The following is a 21,245-nucleotide window of genomic DNA, read 5'->3' on the forward strand; positions in this document are numbered from 1 at the left end:
GCGCTGCGCGCCGATCCACCTTCTCCCACAAGGGGAGAAGGGAAGTGCTCAGGCAGCTCCCTGCCGGCTCTCCATCAGGGCGAGTCGCGCCGACCGGCGCCGCTCGACAGCGTCGGCAAGGCCGTGCAGCACCGTCTCGGTGGCTGTCCAGTCGATGCAGCCGTCGGTGATGCTCTGGCCATAGACGAGTGGCTTGCCGGGCATGACCTCCTGCCGTCCGGCGACGAGGTTGCTCTCGATCATGACGCCGATGATGCGTTCGTCGCCTGCCGCGACCTGGCCCGCGACGTCGGCCGCCACCATCGGCTGGTTCTCCGGCTTCTTGTTGCTGTTGGCGTGGCTGACGTCGATCATCAGCCGTGGTGCTACGCCGATCCGTCCGAGTTCCGCGCAGGCGGCAGCTATGCTCGTCGCGTCATAGTTCGGCACAATGCCGCCGCGCAGGATGACGTGGCAGTCCTCGTTACCGGTGGTCGTCGCGATGGCGCTGCGCCCGCCCTTCGTCACCGCCATGAAATGATGTGGCTGGGCGGCGGACTTCACCGCCTCGGCGGCGATCCGCAAATTGCCGTCGGTGCCGTTCTTGAAGCCGACCGGGCAGGACAGGCCGGATGCGAGTTCGCGATGGATCTGGCTCTCTGTCGTGCGCGCGCCGATCGCGCCCCAGGCGACGAGGTCGGCAATGTATTGCGGGGTGGCCATGTCGAGGAATTCGGTCGCCGCCGGAAGGCCAAGATTGTTGACCGCAGAGAGCACGTTGCGGGCCATCCGCAGGCCCTTGTCGATGTTGAAGCTGCCGTCGAGGTCGGGATCGTTGATCAGGCCCTTCCACCCAACCGTCGTGCGCGGTTTCTCAAAATACACGCGCATCACGATCTCCAGCCGGTCCGACAGGCTCTCGCGCAGCGCCACTAGCCGGCTGGCATAGTCGACGGCAGCAATCGGGTCGTGGATCGAACAGGGGCCGACGACGACGACCAGCCGATCGTCGGCGCCGGTCAGCACGGCGTGGATAGCATTGCGTGACGCAGCAACGGTGCGCGTCGCCGTCAGCGTGCGCGATATCTCCCGCATCACGTCGTCCGGCGTACTCAGCTCTCGGATTTCCTTGACCCGAAGATCATCTGTGGTGGTCAACACGGCTTTCTGCTCCTGGTTGGGAGACCTGCCGGCTGAAACAAAAAAGCCGCCAGGTCTGGCGGCTGTTCGGATGTTGTTGCTGCAATCTTCAGATCGAGCGCAATCCTCCCGCCGCCAGCGAGCTGCCGTAGCTAAAGTACCAGAACGAGGCGGTCAGGTGGATCATGCGCGCCCCTATATCGGAAGCCGCGGCGTTTGTCACGTTCAGATGAGGAGGAGGTCTACTCCAGCCCATTCGCGATTGGCTGAAGCCTCCCGAACTTCGTCATCCTAGGGCGAAGCAGGAGCGAAGCTCCGTCGCGAGCCTCACAGCGGCAGATCACGCGGTTCGTCGCGCTGACGCTCAAGGTTGAGATCGGTGCCGCGCAGCGGCGACTCCAGCAGGAACTGCGCAAGCGTACCCTTGCGCGCGGTCTTCCGCTGCCATTCCTCGGCCGAGACCACAACGACGCTTGGTTTGCCGTTTCTGGTGATCGTCTGCGGCGAAGACTGCGCGCGCTCGATGACCTCCGAGAGCCGGGCTTTTGCCCCAGCAACCGTCCACTTGCTATCCTCATTGGGCTCAGACAGCATTTCGACCTCCGTGACCATTCTGACCATCTTGACTATGTGGGAATGGCGATACGGCGGCAACAGGAAGGAGAGCGGTTTTCAGAAGCCCGGGTGCCTTGGTGAGTTTGGTCGAACCGATCACGCCGGTGTTGATATGTTCGGTCCATCTCGGCCGACGCGTGGCCGAGCTGCTTCTGAACTGAGGCTACTCGGCTGGACTTATTCCGGCGACGACCCAGCAATGGTTTGGTCGTAGTCGACCAGCGATCCGGTCATCACGCCGGATTGCGGGCTCAGCATATAGCTGATCAGCCTGGCAAGCTGGTCCGGCTTCACCAACTGGCCCATCGGCTGCGCGGCCTCGGCCTTTTCCAGCCAGTCGTCCGGTGCGTCGTGCCATTTCTTCTGCACGATCGCCTCGCCCTCGGTGTCCATCCAGCCGGGCAGCACGGCGTTGCAGCGAATGCGATTGCTGCGGTAGGCATTGGCGACATTCTTGGTCAGCGTCGCCAATGCACCTTTGCTCGACGAATACGGCGCCAAAAACGACTGGCCGCAATGCGCCGACATCGACAGCACATTGACGATCGAGCCGCGCGCCTTGCGGTCGAGCAGATGTGCCACCACACCCTGCATCAGGAAGAAGGGGCCGCGCACATTGGTCTGGAATATCTGGTCGAAGGTGTCTTCGGAGGTCTCGACCAGTGAACCGCGGGCCGAGGTGGCGGCAGCGTTGACCAGCGCGTTGATCGTGCCGAAATGAGCGATCGCGGTTTCGACGACCCGCTTGCAATCGGCCACCTTTGACACGTCGGCGCTGATGAAGATGGCGTCGATGCCGTCTTTCGCAAGTGCGGTGACGGCCTTGTCGCCTTTCTCTTTGGAGCGGCCGACCAGCGCCAGGGCGCGGCAGCCCTCGTCGGCCAGCGTCTCGGCGACGGCGTAGCCGATGCCTTGCGCTCCGCCGGTGACGATGGCGCGTGTTTCTGAATTGCGACCGGCGGAACCGTTCATCGCCTTGCTCCTGTGCTTGATAATCAGACTGTCTTGTCGAGGCGGACGGTCTTGCCTTCCCTGGCCGATTTCAGCGCCGCGTCCGCCAGCCTCAGCGCGACGAGCCCGTCCCCACCGCTCGGTGCCGCCTTGTTGCCTGACGTCGCCGCCGCGACGAAGGCGGCGATCTCGTTGGCATAGGCGTCGAGGTAGCGGGTCATGAAGAAGTCGTGCAGCGGCGGGCGCGTATAGCCCGTTTCATTGGCCAGCTCGATCGACACCGGCCGCTGGTTCTCGGCCGCAACCATGCCTTTCGAGCCATGCACCTCGATGCGCTGGTCGTAGCCATAAGTGGCGCGTCGCGAATTGGAGATGATGCACTGCTTGCCGGAGGCGGTTTCGAGGATGACGCTGACGCTGTCGAAATCGCCGGCCTCGCCGATCTTTTTGTCGACCAGCACCGAGGCATGGGCGCTGACCGCCACCGGCTCCTCGCCGAGCAGGAAGCGCGCCATATCGAAATCATGGATGGTCATGTCGCGGAAGATGCCGCCTGAGCGGCCGATATAGTCGAGCGGCGGCGGGCCGGGATCGCGCGACGTGATGGTCACCATCTCGACCGTGCCGATGGCGCCGTCGTCGATCGCCTTGCGCACGGCGGCGAAATGCGGATCGAAGCGGCGGTTGAAGCCGACCATCAATGTGGCGCCGGCCTTGTCGACCACGGCCAGACATTCTTCCACTCGGCCGGCGTCGAGGTCGATCGGCTTCTCGCAGAAGATCGCCTTGCCGGCCTTGGCGAACCGCTCGATCAGATCGGCATGGGTGTCGGTCGGCGTGCAGATGATGACCGCATCGATATCTCCAGCTTTTTCGATGTCCTCGATGCTGCGCACTTCCGCGCCATAGGCCGACGCCAGATCGGTTGCCGCCTTCTCGAAGGCATCGGCAACTGCGACCAGCCTGGCCTGCGGATTGGAACCCACGGCACGAGCGTGGACCTTGCCGATGCGACCGGCGCCGAGAAGAGCGAAGCGGAGAGACATGGAAATTTCCTTTGGGATGGTTCGAAATGGAAGTGCGTCTTTACTGAACCGTTCAGGGCAAGGCGCAGTAGATTTGCTTGTTGCAGCTGATCGGCGACGGGCCGATGACCCGCCGCGCATCCGCCCTAAGCCGCAAGTTCGGCCTCCCCGGTTTTGGCGCCGGTGATGTATGAGACGATGTCGTTGCCGTCGGTGTCCTGCTTGCGCAGGTTGGCGACGATGCGGCCGCGCCGGAACACGACGATGCGGTCGACCAGATCGAACACCTGGCGCATGTTGTGACTGATCAGGATCAGCGGCTCGCCATTGGCCTTCAGTGTGCGGATGATGTTTTCTACCTGCGTCGTCTCCTGCACACCAAGTGCTGCCGTCGGCTCATCCATGATGATGAGCTTGGACGCGAAAGTCGCGGTTCTGGCGATTGCCACGCACTGGCGCTGGCCGCCCGACATGTGGCGGATGGTGTTGGAAAGATTGGGGATCTTCACCGCCGTTCGGATCAACGCTGCCTCGGTCGCCTTGCGCATGAACTTGCGATCGAGGATCGAGAAAGGCCCGAGATTGAACAGCACCTTTTCGCGGCCGAGAAACAGGTTCGACGGCACGTCGAGATCGTCGGCAAGCGCCAGGTTCTGGAACACCGTTTCGATGCCCGCCTCGCGCGCCGCGATCGGGCCGGCGAAGTTGACTTCCTTGCCGTCGAACCAGACCTTGCCGCTGGTGCGTTGCTCGACGGCGGTGATCTGGCGCACGAAGGTCGATTTGCCGGCGCCGTTGTCACCCATGATGGCGACATGCTCACCCTTGCGCAGTTCGAAATTCGCACTTTCGAGCGCATGCACGCCGCCATAGTATTTGGTCAGGTTTTCGGTCTTCAGGACGATGTCTGACATGGTCAAGCCCTCATTGCCCGCAGGCGCTGCCGCCACTGGTCGAGAACGACTGCGCCGATGATGATCACGCCCTTGACCATCTCCTGGTAGTAGGCGTCGAGGCGCAGGAAGGTGAAGCCGGAGATGATGACGCCGAAGATCAGCGCGCCGATCACCGTTCCGATGATCGAGCCGCGGCCGCCCGACAGCGAGACGCCGCCGATGACCGCCATGGCGATCGCGTCCAGTTCGTACATCACGCCCATGCCGGCCTGAGCAGTGAGGTTCTTGGAGCTCAGCACCACGGCGGCCAGCGAGGCGAGGATGCCGGCAATGACGAAGACGAGGATCTTGTGGTTCTGGACATTTATGCCGGACATGCGGGCGGCGTCCTCGTTGGAGCCGATGGCATAACAGTGTTTGCCGTACCTGGTGTATGACAGGATCAGCTGGAACAGAATCGCCAGCGATATGAAGATGATGACGGGCATCAGCCCCTTGCCGATGGCGGCGAAACTTTCGGTGGGAAACGAGATCGGCTGCCCCTTGGACCACCATTTGGCGACGCCGCGCGCGGTGACCATCATGCCGAGCGTGGCGATGAACGGCGGAATACGGGTGTAGGCGACCAGCGTGCCGTTGATCAGGCCCGCCAGCAGGCCGCAGCCGATCGCAACGAGCACCGGCACGATCACCGGCAGGTCGGTCCAGCCCTGCTCGATGAACATCGCCTTGGGGTTCGGGTTGCCGTTGACCGTCGCCACCTGGGCGAAGCTCATGGCGATCATCGCCGTGGCGCCGACGATCGAACCGGAGGAAAGGTCGATGCCGCCGGAAATGATCACCTGCGTCACGCCGATGGCGATGATGCCGACGATCGACACCTGCAGGATGATGATCTGCAGGCGCGCCTCGTTGAAGATCGTGTCGACGTTGGCGCGTGTGTTGAACAGGAAGCTGTCGCCAAGAAAGACCCGGCCTATCAGCTCGAAGGCGCCGACCAGGATGATGAGCGCCAGGAAAACGTTGAATTCGGCAGGCCATGTCCGCTTTTTCGCATCATAGCTCAGTCCGCCGACGCCGTGGGTTGTCTGTGTCAACTCTTGCTTCCTCCATCAGCCGCAGTCGCCCTCTCGCCGGCTGTCCGCGGCGATGAGGGAAGGAGGGAGCGGCGCTGCTTTTTTGTTCTTGGAACGTCGGATTTCCAAAACCGGTCCGATGCTCTGCCGCGCCGCTCCTATCGAGAACGCTCCTCTGCCTCAGTTCTTCTGCAGGAACTTGTCGATGTTTGCCGGCGTGACCAGCTGGAAGGGGATGTAGACCTTCTGCTCAACCGCCTCGCCCTTGGAAAGCTTGAGCGCCGCGTCCAGCGCCCCGGCGCCTTGGCCGGCCGCGTCCTGGAACACGGTGACGTCGAGATCGCCCGCCTGCATCGCGGCAAGCGCGTCCTGGGTGGCGTCCACGCCGCCGACGACAACCGACTTCATATCGATGTTGGCAGCCTTCATGGCCTGGATGGCACCGATGGCGCTCTCGTCGTTGTTGGCGATCACGCCATCGAATGGCGCACCGGTCGACAGCCAGTTGGTCATCAGGTTCTGTGCTTCCTCGCGTTTCCAGTTCGACGTCTGCTTGTCGATAATCTTGATGAAGCTGCATTCGGGAGTGGCGATCACATCGTCGATGTCCTTGGTGCGCTGCACCGCGGCCTGGTTCGACAGTTCGCCCATGATCACATAGACATTGACCTCGGTCTTGCCGGCTTCCTTGAACAGCCGGCAGACTTCCTGGGTCTCGAGAGTGCCCGACTCAACCTCGTTCGAGGCGACGAAAGCCTGGTTGTCCGGCAGCGTGTCGACATTGACCGGCTCGCGGTTGACATAGACCAGCGGAACGTTGGCCGCAGCGGCGGCATCCGACATCGCCTGGGTGGCCGAGGTGTCGACTGGATTGACGACGATCGCGTCGACACCCGAGGCGACGAAGTTCTTGATCTGGTCGAGCTGCTTGGCGACGTCGTTCTGCGCGTCTTCGACCTGCAGTTCCACGCCTTCCATGCCTTTGGCCTGCTCGATCATGCCGTTGCGCAGCACGGTGAGAAAATTGTCGTCGAACAGCGCCATCGACACGCCGATTTTGGCAGCGAGGGCGGACGAGCTCATCAGCGCCAAGAATGCGGCGCCCAACAGCAGCTTTTTCATTCTATTTCTCCTCCACAGAATTGGTGTCCGGCTGCACCGATCTACCCGGAATCCCCGATCTCCCAGGGAATCTCTCCCGATTGCTTCTCCGTTTCCGATGGCGATTTCCGCGTTGGCTGGAACGCCAAGCCCTCCGTTGAAACAGATGCTCCGGAACGAAAGAACCAAAATACCTATTTGGTGAAATATTTATTCCATTCTGTGGGCTGGCGTCAAGGAGATTCCGAAAGCGGCTGCCGGTTTTTTCGGACAACGCGGCTGAGGGCCGGCAAATCTTCTGCAAGAATCCATCAGGCTGATGGTTCACCTCACTGCCGACGCCCCGATCTGAACAGGATGTCTTGGCTGAGCCCAGCTGTTCTGGCCGAACCTAGATGTTTTCCGGCAGATAGATGTCGAAGGGCAGGAAGGTCTGGCCCGGCGCATTGGCAGCGCCTGCCTCGATGGCATGCACCATCAGCCCGACAAGCTCGCGGCATAGTGCTGCCAGCGGCGTCGAAATCACCATGGTCAGGATGTTGTCGGCGAGCGCCGCGCGCGATTCGGCGTTGATCTCGTTGCAGACGACCACCGGCATGCTTGCCGGCCTGGCCGCCCGTAGCGCGGAAACCGCGCCTTCCATGCCGCCGCCCGCGACATAGCAGCCGGCCAGATCCGGGTACCGCGCCAGAAGATCGATCATTGCATCATGGGTCACCTGGTTGGCTTCCAGGTTGACCAGCGTCTCCATCACCGTGAATTCCGGCGCATGCTCGCGGAAAAACGATCTGAAGCCGATCTCGCGCAGCTCATGGCCATGGAAGCGATGGCTGCCGACGAAAAGGGCGACTTTGCCGGGCTTCCTCGCCGCTCTGGCGATCATCCAGGCCGCGGTACGACCGACCTTGCGGTTGTCGAGGCCGACATAGCCCTCGCGGATGCCGGCTGCAAAGTCGGATAGCAGGGAGAAGACGGGTTGCCCCCTCGCCTTCAGCGTCTCGACGGCTGCCGTCAGCGTCGGATGGTCCGGACCGACAAGGGCGACTGCCCTGGATTTCGCCGCCAGCTTGCGCATCTGCGCGGCGATCTCGTCGGGGGCCAGCGAACTGGCGAAATCGATGGTTGCCACGCCGCGGAAGCGCTGCGATTGCGAAACAGCCAGTTCGATCTCGCGGGCGAAATCGCTGTAGAAAACATCATTGCCCCTCAGCAGCAGAAAGCCGAGCCGGTATTCCGGCAGTTCCTGGCGCATCCGCTGCTTGATCAGCCCGGCGGCGTGGTAGCCGATGCTGGTGGCGGCCTCATAGACGCGGCGCGCGGTTTCCTCGCGCACCGGCAGGCGATTGTTCAGCACCCGATCGACGGTGGCGACGCTGACTCCCGAAATACGTGCCAGATCGGTGATGGTCGGCCGTTTTGCCATACGCTTCCTGCCTGATTGCCTGGCATAGGCTATACATCATTATGATGGGAAATGATAGAAACTATCTTCATGATGTTGAGCCTATCACGGCTTGGCGTTATTTTAGGGCATAAGCACCTGTGGCAGAGGCACCCGTTCCGACGGATGCCGACGGAGGCAGCCTCAATGGAAGCGACACCATCCGCAATGCCGTCCCGGCGAGACTACAGCCTGCTCGGCCGCGACGCGAAGCGCGCCGTCGAGACCGGGCTGGCGGCGGCCGAATGGTATCATACCGACGTGCCCCGCAAGCAGATGAAGGAGCTGATGCAGCGCTCCGATGGGCCGGCGATCCGCGACACCATCATCTGGCTCTCCGCCCTGGTCCTGAGCGGCGCCGGCGGCGCCTGGTTCTGGGGCACATGGTGGTGCGTGCCGTTCTTCTTCGTCTATGGCGTGCTCTACGGCTCTTCCACCGATTCACGCTGGCACGAATGCGGCCACGGCACCGCCTTCAGGACGCAGTGGATGAATGATGCGGTCTATCAGATCGCCTGCTTCATGATCATGCGCAACCCGGTGACCTGGCGCTGGAGCCATACGCGGCATCACACTGACACGATCATCGTCGGCCGCGATCCGGAGATCGCGGTGATGCGCCCGCCGGACCTGTTGCGCGTCGTGCTCAATCTCTTCGGCATTGTCGATGCCTGGCATGCCATGACCGACATGGTGCGCAACGCGGCAGGTATCATCAGCCCGGCGGAAAAGACCTTCATTCCCGAGCAGGAGCAGCCAAAGGCGATCCGCATTGCCCGCATCTGGACCGCGATCTATGCCGCGACAATCGCGCTGGCGCTCTATAGCGGCTCATTCCTGCCCTTGATGCTGGTCGGTCTGCCCAGGCTTTACGGCGCCTGGCATCATGTCATGACCGGCCTGCTGCAGCATGGCGGCCTCGCCGAAAACGTCATCGACCACCGACTCAACAGCCGCACGGTCCACATGAACCCGATCAGCCGCTTCATCTACTGGAACATGAACTACCATGTCGAGCACCACATGTTTCCGATGGTGCCCTACCACGCACTGCCGAGGCTGCATGAGCTGATCAAGCACGACCTGCCGGCGCCGACGCCATCGATCCTGGCCGGCTATCGCGAGATGGTGCCTGCCTTCCTGCGCCAGCTGCGCAATGAGGACTATTTCCTCAAGCGCGAACTGCCGCCGACTGCCAAGCCTTATCGCGAGGAATTCCACAACGACAACGCTGCCGTTGCGGCAGCAGCCGAATGACACGCGCGCCTGTGCCGGGGCACGTTGACCAAGCAAAATTCTGCCGGGAGGACCAATGAGCGACTGGGTCGAGGCCTGTGGTGCCGATGACATCGACGAAGAGGACGTGATGCGGTTCGACCATGACGGCCGCACCTTCGCCATCTATCGCAGTCCCGACGACGAATATTTCGCGACGGACGGCCTTTGCACGCATGAGAAGGTGCATCTGGCCGACGGGCTGGTGATGGACGACATCATCGAATGCCCGAAGCACAATGGCCGCTTCAACTACAAGACTGGCGCAGCCAGGGGCGCGCCGGTCTGCGTCAATCTCAGGACCTATCCGGTCAAGCTCGACGCCGGCAAAATCCTCATTCAGATCGGGTGACGGTGATGGCGAAAGGAATGCTCATCATCGGCGCCGGCGAATGCGGCGGGCGGGCTGCCTTGGCGCTGCGCGATCTCGGCTATGATGGCCCGGTGACGCTGGTCGGCGACGAGCCGCATCTGCCCTATGAGCGGCCGCCGCTGTCGAAGGACGCGATGGCTGGCGATGCGCCAGTGATCAAGGCGATCGCCAGCGATGAAATCTTGGCCGGGAGATCGATCCGGCATATCCATTCGGTTCAGGCGGTGGCGATCGACCGCGCTGCGCATGTCGTGCGCCTGTCGGACGGCTCCTCGCTGCTATACGACAAGCTGCTGCTGGCGACCGGATCGGTGCCGCGCAGACTGCCAATGCCGGGCCTCGGGCCGCGTTGTGTCTATCTCCGGACCTTCAACGACGCGCTGGCCATTCGCGCCCATCTGAGCCCCGGAAACCGCATCGCCATCGTTGGCGGCGGCTTCATCGGTCTTGAGCTCGCCGCCGCGGCACGCAGACTGGGCGCAGTGGTCACCGTCATCGAGGCGCAGCCGCGCATTCTGATGCGCGGTGTGCCGGCCGAGATCGCCAAAATCATCCACCAGGCGCATGAAGCCGAAGGCGTCAAAATCCTGTGCGGCGATGCCATAGCGGCGATCGCCGATGACGGCGCCGAGGTGCGCATCGCGCTTGCTGGCGGGCAGGACATCGTCGCCGACCTGGCGGTGATCGGCATCGGCGCTGTGCCGCTGACCGGACTTGCCGCGGAAGCGGGGCTGACGATCGACAACGGCATAGCCGTCGATGCCGCGCTTCGCACCAGCGATCCGGACATCTTTGCCGCCGGCGATTGCTGCTCGTTTCCGCTTGCCGTCTATGGCGGCCGGCGCGTGCGGCTGGAGGCCTGGCGCAACGCGCAGGAGCAGGGCGCGCTTGCGGCCAGCAACATGCTTGGCGCCGGTGAGGCCCACTCGGCTGTGCCATGGTTCTGGTCGGATCAGTACGGCCTGACCTTGCAGATATCTGGGCTCTCGGACGAGGCCAGCAAGGTCGTGCGCCGCGACCTCGACGACGGCGCCTTCATCCTGTTCCATTTGGCGCAAGACGGCAGGCTGGTTGCAGCGAGCGGCATCGGTCCGGGCAATTCTGTCGCCCGCGACATCAGGCTGGCCGAGATGCTGATCGCAAAAAGGGCAAAGCCGGCGCCCGAGGCGCTCGGTTCGCAAACGATCAAGCTGAAGTCGCTGCTGGCGGCGTGATCTGAGGGCGCGGCTGTCGTGGAGATCCAGTGACGGCAGTGCTTCCAACCTGTCAGCTATCGCCTTCGTAAAAAGTGGCCTCGATGTCGCGGGCGCCATGCAAAATTCGCTCGATGCGTATGGCAGCGTCTTCGATAGTGTAGAAATCACATAACGCTGGAAGGCAACGGAGCACAGACCGGACCACAGGGCAGGGCGGGGACGGCGCCGTGCGGTGCGTCGACAATCCGGCTACAACGCGCCCTGATAGCCGTTACAAAGCGCATCGCGGCTGCGGGGTTTTCAGCGTGAATAAAGTCGCCGATTTCCTCAATATCCTGCGCGGCAGCAGGGGAGAATATGACCGCCATTTATTTGCGGTTTCCGCCCCTGTACTTGGCTTCCAACCTGTCAAAAATCTCGTCGGCTGGAATGCCGGGGCCGCTCTCAATACCCGCTCGGATTTCATCGCGAAGCGCGGCAAGCGTGGCTTTCCGCTGCGCCTCGCGTTCCTCGAGCAGGCGTAAGCTATCGCGCAGAACTTCGCTGGCGCTGGCATAGCGGCCGCTCCCGACCAGTTCGCGCACCAGCGTCTCATAGTGAGCACCAATATTGTAACTTGAAGGCATAGGTCAGACCCTTCGATTTATCGGATAGTATCAATTTTTGATAACTCCCTCCCCCAAGCCAAATCTGTTGGGTCGGCATGGATGCCATAGCCTGCCTCTCGGCGACGGATCTCAAGGGCAATGGATCACAGCGGTGGGGCAGCGGAGCGAGCGCGGAAAGGCTCTCCTTGACTCGTGGCGCATCTAAAACAGCGCGTTCAGCTCCGGCAGTTTGTCGTTGACCAGCCAGCCATAGTAATTTTCCTCGGGCAGCTTCTCCGGTTCGCCGGCGGCGCGGCGCCTGTCGTTTTCGGCCTTCAGCGCATGCGCGCGCTGTTCCGGATTGCCGACATTGTAGAGGGTCGATGTGATGCCGGGATTGCCCGATATGTCGAAGCCGGCAATGCTCTGATAGGCATCGATCGATTTGCGGATCGTCGCCGCGACATAGTCCAGGGTCAGGTCCGGATCCATGATGGTCTTGTAGACCGCGTTCGGATCGCCGACATCGAGCTTCGGCAGGCCGGAAACCTGGTGCACGAGATCGCTCATCTGCAAGGCGGTCAGCGGATTGAGCTGGCCCAGGCCAAAAGTCTGGCCGGCATAATAGGGCTGGAAGAAAGTCGCGCCGAAGCGGTCGTCGGGGAAGCTCTCACCGCCGACAGTCTTGCCGCGAAAGGAAAGGTTCCACACCTGCTCGCGGCATTCCCAGAGCGCGTAACTATCCGATTTGCCGACGCATTCCTGGAATTGCGGCCGCTGCACGAAATCAGTGATGTCCTCGCCTTCATAGGCGAAGGACAGCTTGCTCGACAGATAGGAGATCGCCTTGACGTAGTAGGTCTGCAGCCGGTCGTAGGCGTCGACATTGTAGGTGTGCTCGCCGACGATGGCGCCGACGATATGCATAGGATCGATGCCATAGGTCGCTGCTGCCTGCTCGATCTTGCCGCGGAGACCGGCGTCGTGCTGCAGCAGCGCATAGACCTTGCGGTATTTCGCCTGGAAGGTGGTGTTGGTGGCCTGGGTGCGCCGGCTCGAGGCGCCCGGTATGTTGGGCTGCTCGACATGACTGTTGCCCGGCGGCACCATCGTCGCCGCTTCGGCGGCGAACATGGCTGTCGCCAGCGTCAGCCCGAGAGTGACGAGGATCGTTTTTGTCATGCGCCGCCGCCTGCAACTGCGCATGACCCCGGAATGACTTTCGGGGGTCATGCGCAGAACCAAATGTTAAAGCGCCCTTTGCACGTCCAACGGATGCGCGGCGCTGATGTTGCCGGCAAACTAGGTAAAGCTGCAAGGGGAGTCGAGAGCTCCCTGGCCCGGCAAGACAAAATCTGGCCGGATGCTTCCATTTGGCCACACGTCCCGGAACGTGCCGCTCGCCCCGGCCCACCTCTTGTGGATGGATCGCCTGCTACAGGATGAATCGCGACAGATCCGTGTTTCTGGACAGGTCGCCGACATGCGTCTCCACATAGGCGGCGTCGACTGTCACCGACGTGCCGTGGCGGTCCGGCGCGTCATAGGAGATCTCGTCCAGCACCCGCTCCATCACCGTCTGCAGCCGCCTGGCGCCGATGTTCTCGACGCTGGCGTTGAGATCGACGGCGATGCCGGCCAGTGAATCGATGGCGTCGTCGGTGAAGGCGAGATCGACGCCCTCGGTCTTCATCAGCGCGATGTATTGCTTGATCAGGCTGGCCTCGGTCTCGGTCAGGATGCGGACGAAATCGTCCTTCTCCAGCGCCCGCAGTTCGACGCGGATCGGCAGGCGGCCCTGCAGTTCCGGCAACAGGTCGGACGGCTTGGCAACGTGGAACGCACCCGATGCGATGAACAGGATGTGGTCCGTCTTCACCGGTCCGTATTTGGTCGCCACCGTTGTGCCTTCGACAAGCGGCAGCAGGTCGCGCTGCACGCCTTCGCGGGATACACCGGCACCCATGCCGCCCTCGCGGGAGGCGATCTTGTCGATCTCGTCGAGGAAGACGATGCCGTCGTTTTCGGTCGATTCGAGCGCTCTGCGCACCACCTCATCCTGGTCGAGCAGCTTGTCGGACTCGTCGCCGACCAGCAGCGTGTAGGATTCCTTCACCGTCGTCTTGCGCGTCTTGGTCTTCTGGCCGCCCATCGCTTTCGACAGCATGTCGTTGATGTTCAACACACCGATATTGGCGCCCGGCATGCCGGGGATCTCGAAGCCGGGCATGCCGCCGGTGCCGGTGTCGCTCACTTCGATCTCGATCTCCTTGTCGTCGAGCTCGCCGTCGCGCAGCTTCCTGCGAAAACTGTCGCGCGTCGCCGGGCTCGCCGTCTTGCCGACGAGCGCTTCCAGCACACGTTCCTCGGCATTGATATGGGCGCGCGCCTTGACGTCCTCGCGCATCTTCTCGCGCACCAGGCCGATGGCGATCTCGACCAGGTCGCGGATGATCTGCTCGACGTCGCGGCCGACATAGCCGACCTCGGTGAACTTGGTCGCCTCGACCTTGACGAACGGCGCACCGGCAAGGCGCGCCAGGCGGCGCGAGATCTCGGTCTTGCCGACGCCGGTCGGGCCGATCATCAGGATGTTCTTCGGCATCACCTCTTCACGCATCTGGCCTTCGAGCTGCTGGCGGCGCCAGCGGTTGCGCAAGGCGATGGCCACGGCGCGCTTGGCGTCCTTCTGGCCGATGATGAAGCGATCGAGTTCCGAAACGATTTCGCGGGGCGAGAATGTGGTCATATCGCTAAATTCCACTTTGCCACTGCCGGATGGACTCGAACGGATGCAGCAGCATGATCACGTTGAGTGTCAGATTGTCCCTGATGATGTAGCCGACACCGAATTCGAAGATGAGAGCGAGGGTCACGATCACCCATATAGGAAGCCTGCGCGCCATCACAAATCCCAGCACCATCGCCAGCGTGTCCGCCACCGAATTGATGATGCTGTCGCCGTAATAGTCGAGCGAGATCGTGCCGGCGCGGTAGCGCTCGATAATCAACGGGCTGTTCTCGAGAAGCTCCCAGCCGCCCTCGATGACGACGGCAAATGCCAGCCTGAGCCCGATCGGCGAACGCGGGAACAGAGCCCACGCCAGCGCGTAGAACAGGAAGCCGTGGATGATGTGCGAGAATGTGTACCAGTCGGAAATATGCTGGGAATTCTCCGAGCTCTGCACGATGCCGTGCCACAGCTTGACATAGCCGCATTCGCAGATCGGCGTTCGGCCCATGCCGTAAAGGGCTCCAGCCTGGAATATTATCAGGCCGAGGACGAGCAGAAGTCCCATCCGCCAGCTGTCTTCATAGGCCGAGACGGTCTTGTCGGCACCGCTTGTGCTCATGCTGTTACTGCCCCTCTTCGGCGCCTTATTCGGCGTCGCCCTATTCGAAATTACCCGCTTCGGCGTCGCCCTCTTCGGCGTCAATTGCCATCAGCACGGCGTCGCCATATTCCGATTGCCTGCGATCGATAGCTCTGAATCCGGCCTTTTGATAGGCACGGATCGCTCGTCCGTTGGATGGATCCGGGTCGATGATGACACGCGGCACCCCTTCCTCGAACAGCTGTTCCACGAACTGACGGACAATTGCCGAGCCGTGGCCGCGTCCGACAAGCTCGGGCCTGCCGATCGACAGATCGATGCCGAGCGTACCGAAAGGCTGGTCGCTGTAGGGGTGGCCGTCCTCCAGATGCGGGTCGTAGCTCTGCATGTAGCCGATCGGCTCGCCGTCGAGCTCGATGATCAGCGGCTCGACGGAAATGCTGTCGATGTGGTCACGGATCTGAGCGATCTGCGTGGCGGGATCGTCCCACCACTCCGCGACATGCGGCTCGGCCAACCATGAAGCGATCATCGGCAGGTCCGCCTCGGTCACCGGTCGAAAATCATATCTATTTTCTGGTTTGGCCATGATCTCCTGCGAACCGAAGGTCAGCGAAGCTAAAACCGGTTTCCACTTTTCGGGATCATGGCCAGCGGCCGGCTCAGCCGGCATCGAGCGTTTCGATGACAAAATTGTTGTTGGTGTAGACGCAAATGTCGGATGCGATCTGCATCGCCTTGCGGGCGATTTCTTCGGCATCCTTGTCGCTGTCCATCAGCGCGCGCGCCGCGGCCAGCGCATAATTGCCGCCCGAGCCGATCGCCATGACGCCGTGTTCGGGTTCGAGCACGTCGCCGGTGCCGGTCAGCGCCAGCGAAACCGACTTGTCGGCAACCAGCATCATCGCTTCCAGCCGGCGCAGATAGCGGTCGGTGCGCCAGTCCTTGGCGAGTTCGACGCAGGCCCGCGTCAATTGCTCGGGATATTGTTCGAGCTTGGCCTCCAGCCGCTCCAGAAGCGTGAAGGCGTCAGCGGTGGCGCCGGCAAAACCGGCAATGACATTGCCGCTTTTGCCGATGCGGCGCACCTTCTTGGCGTTACCCTTCATGATGGTCTGGCCGAGACTGACCTGGCCGTCGCCGGCAATCACCACCTTGCCGCCCTTGCGCACCGTCACGATGGTCGTGGCGTGCATGGTCAGTTCGTTCGACATCTTCTGCTCCGATCAGCACCGGTCCCGACAAGGCGATTGGCGCATTACGAGTGACTTGATCGCCTCTATGTATGCATAGGTCCGGTGATTGCCAACCGGTCATCGGCCAGGCTCGATACTGCTTGGCACGGCAACTGGCAATCGCCGGATCATGCTGCTAGAAGGCTCTCGTTTTCAAGCATGTGGACGCTTGGAGCGCCTAAACTCTGGACAAGGATGAGCATGCCCCGTTCCGCCAACGCAAGCCGCAAGACCAAGGAAACCGACATCTCCGTATCGGTCCAGGTCGACGGCTCCGGAAAATCCGATATTTCGACGGGCGTCGGCTTCTTCGACCACATGCTGGACCAGCTGTCGCGCCATTCGCTGATCGACATGACGGTCAAGGCCAAGGGCGACCTGCACATAGACGACCACCACACGGTCGAGGACACCGGCATCGCGCTCGGTCAGGCGCTGGCCAAGGCACTGGGGGAGCGGCGCGGCATCCTGCGCTATGCCTCGATCGATCTCGCCATGGACGAGACGCTGACGCGCGCGGCGATCGACGTTTCCGGCCGTCCTTTCCTTGTCTGGAACGTTGTATTCTCGTCGCCGAAGATCGGCTCGTTCGACACCGAACTGGTGCGCGAATTCTTCCAGGCTCTGGCGCAAAATGCCGGCATCACGCTGCATGTCACCAACCACTACGGCGCCAACAATCACCACATCGCCGAGACCTGCTTCAAGGCGGTGGCGCGTGCGCTGCGTTTCGCGCTTGAAAGCGACCCGCGCCAGCCTGACGCGGTTCCTTCCACCAAGGGATCTCTGAAGGGATAGGCCATGGCCGTCTATGTCGTGATGGAACCGCCGGGCCGCGGCGAAAAGCCTGACACAACGGCCTTTGTCCGTGATGGGTTTTCCTGGCTTGGCTTCCTCCTGCCGCCGCTATGGCTGCTCTGGCACCGGTTGTGGATCGAAGCAGCAGTGGCGTTTGTCGCCATGGCTCTGCTGTCGATGCTTGCCGAAGGGCTGAGCCTTGGGCTGGCCGGCCCGCTGCTGTCGCTGCTGGTATCGCTCTATGTCGGGCTGGAAGGGCAGGCGTTGCGGATCGCCGCACTGCGCCGTCGTGGCTGGCACGAATGGGGCGTCGTCGAGGCCGACAGGCTCGACGATGCCGATACGCGCTATGTGCTGGAAGCCGAAGCGCATGCGGATGAGCAAGCGCCAGTGCCCCGCATCGTTCCGGACGCTGCCCATGCCCGGCCGGCACAGACAGGAATGGTGCTCGGACTGACGCACACGCCGGGAAGACCCTGACATGCGGGTCGCGATCATCGACTATGGCTCGGGCAACCTGCGCTCGGCCACCAAGGCCTTCGAGCGCGCCGCGCACGAAGCCGGCATCGCCGCCGCCATCGAGCTGACCGCCGATGCCGAGCGTGTCAGAACCGCCGACCGCATCGTGCTGCCCGGCGTCGGCGCTTATGCCGATTGCGCAGCCGGGCTGCGCGCTGTGGCCGGCATGTGGGACGCGGTCGAGGAGGTCGCGATCGTCAAGCGGCGGCCGTTCCTCGGCATCTGCGTCGGCATGCAGCTGATGTCGGAGCGGGGCCTGGAAAAGACCGTTACAAAAGGTTTTGGCTGGATCGCCGGCGACGTCAAGGAGATCACGCCGGCCGATCCTGCGCTAAAAATCCCGCAGATCGGCTGGAACACGATCGAGCTCACGCGCAAGCATCCGCTGTTTTCCGGCATTCCGACCGGCAGCAAGGGATTGCACGCCTATTTCGTTCATTCCTACCATCTCGACGCGCAGAAGCCGGACGAGGTGCTGGCGATTGCCGACTATGGTGGTCCGGTTACAGCTGCTGTTATCAGCGACAATCTCGCCGGCACGCAGTTTCATCCCGAAAAGAGCCAGGCGCTTGGCCTGGCGCTGATCACCAATTTCCTGCGCTGGAGGCCCTAGGATCATGAGTAAGAAAGGCTACTGGGTGGTCATGCTCACGGTGACTGACCCCGACGGTTATCAGCGCTACCGTGACGCCATCGGTGACGCCATTTCGCGCTACGACGGCCGCTATCTCGTGCGCGGCGGACAGGTCACAAACCCCGAAGGATCGGAATTTGACAGGCATGTTGTGGTCGAGTTCGACTCCTACCAGACAGCGCTGAACTGTTACCAGTCGCCGGGCTATCAGACCGCACTACGGAATCGACTGGCGGCTTCGACCGGCCATTTCGCGATCGTCGAGGGCGCCTGAAGTGATCCTGTTCCCGGCCATCGACCTCAAGGACGGCAAGTGCGTGCGCCTGAAGCACGGCGATATGGCGACCGCGACGATCTACAATGACGACCCGGCTGCGCAGGCCAGGGCTTTCGAGCAACAAGGCTTTGAATGGCTGCATGTCGTCGACCTCAACGGCGCCTTCAAGGGCCAGAGCGTCAACGGCGCGGCGGTCGGCGCCATTCTCAAGGCAACGAAAAACCCAGTGCAGCTCGGCGGCGGCATCCGCACCCTGGCGCAGGTCGAGGACTGGCTCGATCGCGGGCTGGCCCGCATCATTCTCGGCACGGTGGCCGTGCGCGATCCGGATCTGGTCAGGCAGGCCTGCAAGGCATTCCCGGGCAAGATCGCCGTCGGCATCGACGCCAAGGGCGGCAAGGTGGCGGTCGAGGGCTGGGCCGAGGCCTCCAGTCTCGGCGTCATCGAACTGGCGAAGAAGTTCGAGGGCGCCGGCGTTGCCGCCATCATCTACACCGACATCGACCGCGACGGTGTGCTGACCGGCATCAACTGGGACGCCACCATCGATCTTGCCGACGCCGTGTCTATCCCGGTCATCGCCTCCGGCGGGCTGGCCTCGATCGCCGACATCGTGCGCATGACGATGCCCGATGCGCAAAAACTCGAAGGCGCAATCTCAGGGCGTGCACTTTATGACGGACGTATCGACCCGGCCGAGGCATTGGCGATCCTGGCGGCCGGACCGGAGAAGGCGAGGGCGCGATGAAGCTCTCGATCATCCTCGCACCCTATGACAGCGGCCTTTACCATGCCGGCTTTGGCCAGGGCCCCGACGCCATCATTGCCGGCGGCCTTGTCGATGAACTTGCCTTGCGCGGCCATGACGTCATCATCGAGGACATCGGCGAGGTCGGCGATGCCCAGAGACGCGAAATCGCGACAGGTTTCGCGGTTTGTCGGGCAGTCGCCACCAAGGTCGACATGGCACGCGACGACGAGCGTTTTCCCATCGTGCTCGCCGGAAATTGCCTGACCGCCGCCGGTGCGGTGGCTGGCGACGCCGCTGATTCGATCATCTGGATCGATCAGCATGGCGATCTCAACACGCCCGAGACGTCGGCCTACGGCTTTCTCGACGGCATGGCGCTGGCGACGACGCTGGGGCTCTGCTGGCGGCCGATGACGTCAGCCATTCCCGGCTTCCAGGCGATCGACCCGTCGCGCTGCATGCTGGTCGACGCGCGCGACCTCGATCCAGATGAAAGGCGGCTTCTGGAGACGCTGCCGATCATTCGCGCCCAATGGACCGATGCACTCGACAATGTCGGAAAGCTCAAGGCGGCCGGCGCCGCCCAAGCGCATTTGCATCTTGATCTGGATGTCCACGATCCGGATGTGCTGCAAGTGAACCGCTATGCGCTGCCGGGAGGTCCAAATCCGCAACAGCTGCGGCAACTGGTTTGCGGGCTGGCCAAGTCGATCCCGATCGTCGGCATCACCCTGTCCGCCTACGATCCTGCCTTTGACGCCAAAGGCGAGGTTCCGCCTGTCGTTGGGCAATTGCTTGGCGATTTTCTTGCCGCGCATGCGAGGATCTGATGCTGAAAGCCCGCGTCATCCCCTGTCTCGACGTCAAGAACGGCCGCGTCGTCAAAGGCGTCAATTTCGTCGACCTGATCGATGCCGGCGATCCGGTCGAAGCGGCCAAGGCCTATGACGCCGCCGGCGCCGACGAGCTCTGCTTCCTCGACATCACCGCCTCGTCCGAAAATCGCGAGACCATCTTCGATATCGTCGCCCGCACCGCCGAGCAATGCTTCATGCCGCTGACCGTCGGCGGCGGCGTGCGCCAGGTCGCCGACATAAGAAAGCTGCTTTTGGCCGGCGCCGACAAGGTGTCGATCAACACGGCGGCGGTGAAGGATCCCGATTTCGTCGCCGAAGCGGCCGACAAGTTCGGCAACCAGTGCATCGTCGTCGCCATCGACGCCAAGAAAGTGTCTGGCGAAGGCGAGGCCGATCGCTGGGAGATTTTCACCCATGGCGGCCGCGAGAAGACCGGCATCGACGCGGTCGAATTCGCTCGGCAGATGGTCGATTGCGGCGCCGGCGAGATCCTGCTGACGTCGATGGACCGCGACGGCACCAAGGCCGGCTACGACATTGCGCTCACCCGCGCGGTCGCCGACGCCGTGCGTGCGCCGGTCATCGCCTCCGGCGGCGTCGGCACGCTCGATCACCTGGTCGAGGGCATTCGCGACGGCCATGCCGGCGCGGTGCTGGCGGCATCGATTTTCCATTTCGGCACGTACAGCATTGCCGAAGCCAAGTCGCACATGGCCCGCGCCGGCCTGCCGATGCGACTGGACTCGTCAGTGGATCGGCTCTAAAGCATGATCCCGAACCGAAGGTCCGCGCCAGCCAAAAAAGGGGCAACCGGTTTCGGAAAAGATCATGCTTAAACAAGCAGATAGATGGCGCCATGGCTGAGTTTTCGCTCTCCGATCTGGAGACAATCATCAAGGAACGCGCGCATTCCGGCGCTCCGGATTCGTGGACGGCAGAGCTGTTCGCGCGCGGCATCGACAAGGCGGCGCAGAAGCTCGGCGAAGAGGCGGTCGAAACGGTGATCGCGGCCGTTGGCGGTGACAGACAAGCCCTCGTTTCGGAAAGCGCCGATCTCATCTATCATTGGCTGGTCGTTCTGGGCGTCGCCGGCGTTCCGCTTGCCGATGTCCTGACCGAACTCGAACGCCGCACCGGTCGTTCGGGCATCGCCGAAAAGGCGTCTCGGCAGGACCGGGGCTGAT

At 62.6% G+C, this 21,245-nt stretch carries 26 protein-coding genes and 1 pseudogene; 11 read left to right on the forward strand and 16 right to left on the reverse strand.

Features of this window, described 5'->3' with window-relative positions; genetic code table 11:
* Positions 1 to 48: 48 nt before the first annotated feature.
* The 9 genes and pseudogenes from AC0L16_RS11920 to AC0L16_RS11960 all read right to left on the reverse strand — a co-directional run bounded on the left by AC0L16_RS11920 (position 49) and on the right by AC0L16_RS11960 (position 8,206).
* Positions 49 to 1,140 carry a 3-deoxy-7-phosphoheptulonate synthase gene (locus AC0L16_RS11920; protein ID WP_473620927.1) on the reverse strand — a complete coding sequence of 364 codons (1,092 nt, stop codon included), beginning with the start codon at positions 1,138 to 1,140 and terminating at the stop codon, positions 49 to 51.
* A 306-nt stretch (positions 1,141 to 1,446) separates the two neighbouring features.
* Positions 1,447 to 1,731, reverse strand: coding sequence for a type II toxin-antitoxin system Phd/YefM family antitoxin (locus AC0L16_RS11925; RefSeq protein WP_473620928.1), 285 nt, complete (start codon positions 1,729 to 1,731; stop codon positions 1,447 to 1,449).
* 64 nt (positions 1,732 to 1,795) lie between these two features.
* A pseudogene (locus AC0L16_RS11930) lies at positions 1,796 to 1,892 on the reverse strand (integrase); the annotation flags it as partial.
* Positions 1,893 to 1,911: 19 nt separating this feature from the next.
* Positions 1,912 to 2,706: an SDR family oxidoreductase gene (locus AC0L16_RS11935; protein ID WP_473620929.1), complete on the reverse strand. Its 795-nt coding sequence runs from the start codon at positions 2,704 to 2,706 to the stop codon at positions 1,912 to 1,914.
* Between the two features lie 23 nt (positions 2,707 to 2,729).
* Positions 2,730 to 3,731, reverse strand: coding sequence for an inositol 2-dehydrogenase (gene iolG, locus AC0L16_RS11940; RefSeq protein WP_473620931.1), 1,002 nt, complete (start codon positions 3,729 to 3,731; stop codon positions 2,730 to 2,732).
* A 125-nt stretch (positions 3,732 to 3,856) separates the two neighbouring features.
* A complete protein-coding gene (locus tag AC0L16_RS11945) occupies positions 3,857 to 4,624 on the reverse strand; it encodes an ATP-binding cassette domain-containing protein (RefSeq protein WP_128244602.1) in 768 nt (255 codons plus the stop codon).
* A 2-nt stretch (positions 4,625 to 4,626) separates the two neighbouring features.
* Positions 4,627 to 5,703: an ABC transporter permease gene (locus tag AC0L16_RS11950; protein WP_287071024.1), complete on the reverse strand. Its 1,077-nt coding sequence runs from the start codon at positions 5,701 to 5,703 to the stop codon at positions 4,627 to 4,629.
* Positions 5,704 to 5,862: 159 nt separating this feature from the next.
* Positions 5,863 to 6,804, reverse strand: coding sequence for a sugar ABC transporter substrate-binding protein (locus tag AC0L16_RS11955; protein ID WP_473620933.1), 942 nt, complete (start codon positions 6,802 to 6,804; stop codon positions 5,863 to 5,865).
* A 370-nt stretch (positions 6,805 to 7,174) separates the two neighbouring features.
* Entirely contained in the window at positions 7,175 to 8,206 is a 1,032-nt protein-coding gene (locus AC0L16_RS11960; RefSeq protein ID WP_077374708.1) for a LacI family DNA-binding transcriptional regulator, read from the reverse strand.
* A gap of 165 nt (positions 8,207 to 8,371) precedes the next feature.
* Between AC0L16_RS11960 and AC0L16_RS11965 the strand changes: the two genes are divergently transcribed.
* The 3 genes from AC0L16_RS11965 to AC0L16_RS11975 are packed head-to-tail and all read left to right on the forward strand — an operon-like array spanning position 8,372 to position 11,086.
* Positions 8,372 to 9,481, forward strand: a complete 1,110-nt coding sequence (locus AC0L16_RS11965) for a fatty acid desaturase family protein (RefSeq protein ID WP_473620934.1) — start codon at positions 8,372 to 8,374, stop codon at positions 9,479 to 9,481.
* A gap of 55 nt (positions 9,482 to 9,536) precedes the next feature.
* Positions 9,537 to 9,851: a MocE family 2Fe-2S type ferredoxin gene (locus tag AC0L16_RS11970; RefSeq protein WP_023796929.1), complete on the forward strand. Its 315-nt coding sequence runs from the start codon at positions 9,537 to 9,539 to the stop codon at positions 9,849 to 9,851.
* Between the two features lie 5 nt (positions 9,852 to 9,856).
* Positions 9,857 to 11,086, forward strand: a complete 1,230-nt coding sequence (locus AC0L16_RS11975; protein ID WP_473620936.1) for an NAD(P)/FAD-dependent oxidoreductase — start codon at positions 9,857 to 9,859, stop codon at positions 11,084 to 11,086.
* Between the two features lie 146 nt (positions 11,087 to 11,232).
* Here AC0L16_RS11975 and AC0L16_RS11980 read toward each other — a convergent pair whose 3' ends face one another.
* The 7 genes from AC0L16_RS11980 to hslV form a co-directional block, all read right to left on the reverse strand.
* Positions 11,233 to 11,436, reverse strand: a complete 204-nt coding sequence (locus AC0L16_RS11980; protein WP_473620937.1) for a type II toxin-antitoxin system RelE/ParE family toxin — start codon at positions 11,434 to 11,436, stop codon at positions 11,233 to 11,235.
* A complete protein-coding gene (locus tag AC0L16_RS11985) occupies positions 11,437 to 11,694 on the reverse strand; it encodes a type II toxin-antitoxin system ParD family antitoxin (RefSeq protein WP_473620939.1) in 258 nt (85 codons plus the stop codon).
* A gap of 183 nt (positions 11,695 to 11,877) precedes the next feature.
* Positions 11,878 to 12,837, reverse strand: coding sequence for a DUF1402 family protein (locus AC0L16_RS11990; RefSeq protein ID WP_473620941.1), 960 nt, complete (start codon positions 12,835 to 12,837; stop codon positions 11,878 to 11,880).
* A gap of 253 nt (positions 12,838 to 13,090) precedes the next feature.
* Complete coding sequence (gene hslU / locus AC0L16_RS11995; protein WP_473620942.1) at positions 13,091 to 14,404, reverse strand: ATP-dependent protease ATPase subunit HslU; 1,314 nt, start codon at positions 14,402 to 14,404, stop codon at positions 13,091 to 13,093.
* Between the two features lie 4 nt (positions 14,405 to 14,408).
* Entirely contained in the window at positions 14,409 to 15,008 is a 600-nt protein-coding gene (locus AC0L16_RS12000; RefSeq protein WP_202364995.1) for a DUF2585 domain-containing protein, read from the reverse strand.
* A gap of 40 nt (positions 15,009 to 15,048) precedes the next feature.
* The gene (locus tag AC0L16_RS12005; protein ID WP_473621087.1) at positions 15,049 to 15,579 is read right to left on the reverse strand and encodes a GNAT family N-acetyltransferase; all 531 of its coding nucleotides are present in this window, start codon (positions 15,577 to 15,579) and stop codon (positions 15,049 to 15,051) included.
* A 73-nt stretch (positions 15,580 to 15,652) separates the two neighbouring features.
* Entirely contained in the window at positions 15,653 to 16,204 is a 552-nt protein-coding gene (gene hslV / locus AC0L16_RS12010; RefSeq protein WP_473620943.1) for an ATP-dependent protease subunit HslV, read from the reverse strand.
* A gap of 216 nt (positions 16,205 to 16,420) precedes the next feature.
* Here hslV and hisB point away from each other — a divergent pair, with 216 nt between their 5' ends.
* The 8 genes from hisB to AC0L16_RS12050 all read left to right on the forward strand — a co-directional run bounded on the left by hisB (position 16,421) and on the right by AC0L16_RS12050 (position 21,244).
* Positions 16,421 to 17,023, forward strand: coding sequence for an imidazoleglycerol-phosphate dehydratase HisB (gene hisB / locus AC0L16_RS12015; RefSeq protein WP_473620944.1), 603 nt, complete (start codon positions 16,421 to 16,423; stop codon positions 17,021 to 17,023).
* 3 nt (positions 17,024 to 17,026) lie between these two features.
* Positions 17,027 to 17,503, forward strand: a complete 477-nt coding sequence (locus AC0L16_RS12020) for a DUF2628 domain-containing protein (RefSeq protein WP_473620946.1) — start codon at positions 17,027 to 17,029, stop codon at positions 17,501 to 17,503.
* A gap of 1 nt (position 17,504) precedes the next feature.
* Positions 17,505 to 18,155, forward strand: a complete 651-nt coding sequence (gene hisH / locus AC0L16_RS12025) for an imidazole glycerol phosphate synthase subunit HisH (RefSeq protein WP_473620947.1) — start codon at positions 17,505 to 17,507, stop codon at positions 18,153 to 18,155.
* 4 nt (positions 18,156 to 18,159) lie between these two features.
* On the forward strand, positions 18,160 to 18,450 hold the full coding sequence (locus AC0L16_RS12030; protein ID WP_473620949.1) for a DUF1330 domain-containing protein: 291 nt from the start codon (positions 18,160 to 18,162) through the stop codon (positions 18,448 to 18,450).
* A gap of 1 nt (position 18,451) precedes the next feature.
* Entirely contained in the window at positions 18,452 to 19,201 is a 750-nt protein-coding gene (gene hisA, locus AC0L16_RS12035) for a 1-(5-phosphoribosyl)-5-[(5-phosphoribosylamino)methylideneamino]imidazole-4-carboxamide isomerase (RefSeq protein ID WP_236377981.1), read from the forward strand.
* Complete coding sequence (locus AC0L16_RS12040) at positions 19,198 to 20,034, forward strand: arginase family protein (RefSeq protein WP_473620951.1); 837 nt, start codon at positions 19,198 to 19,200, stop codon at positions 20,032 to 20,034. The genes hisA and AC0L16_RS12040 overlap by 4 nt, the downstream gene beginning before the upstream one ends.
* Positions 20,034 to 20,825 carry an imidazole glycerol phosphate synthase subunit HisF gene (gene hisF / locus AC0L16_RS12045; RefSeq protein ID WP_473620953.1) on the forward strand — a complete coding sequence of 264 codons (792 nt, stop codon included), beginning with the start codon at positions 20,034 to 20,036 and terminating at the stop codon, positions 20,823 to 20,825. The genes AC0L16_RS12040 and hisF overlap by 1 nt, the downstream gene beginning before the upstream one ends.
* Before the next feature lie 92 nt (positions 20,826 to 20,917).
* The gene (locus AC0L16_RS12050; RefSeq protein WP_473620955.1) at positions 20,918 to 21,244 is read left to right on the forward strand and encodes a phosphoribosyl-ATP diphosphatase; all 327 of its coding nucleotides are present in this window, start codon (positions 20,918 to 20,920) and stop codon (positions 21,242 to 21,244) included.
* The last annotated feature ends 1 nt before the right edge of the window (position 21,245 follow it).

The organism is Mesorhizobium sp. WSM4848, from assembly GCF_055811375.1.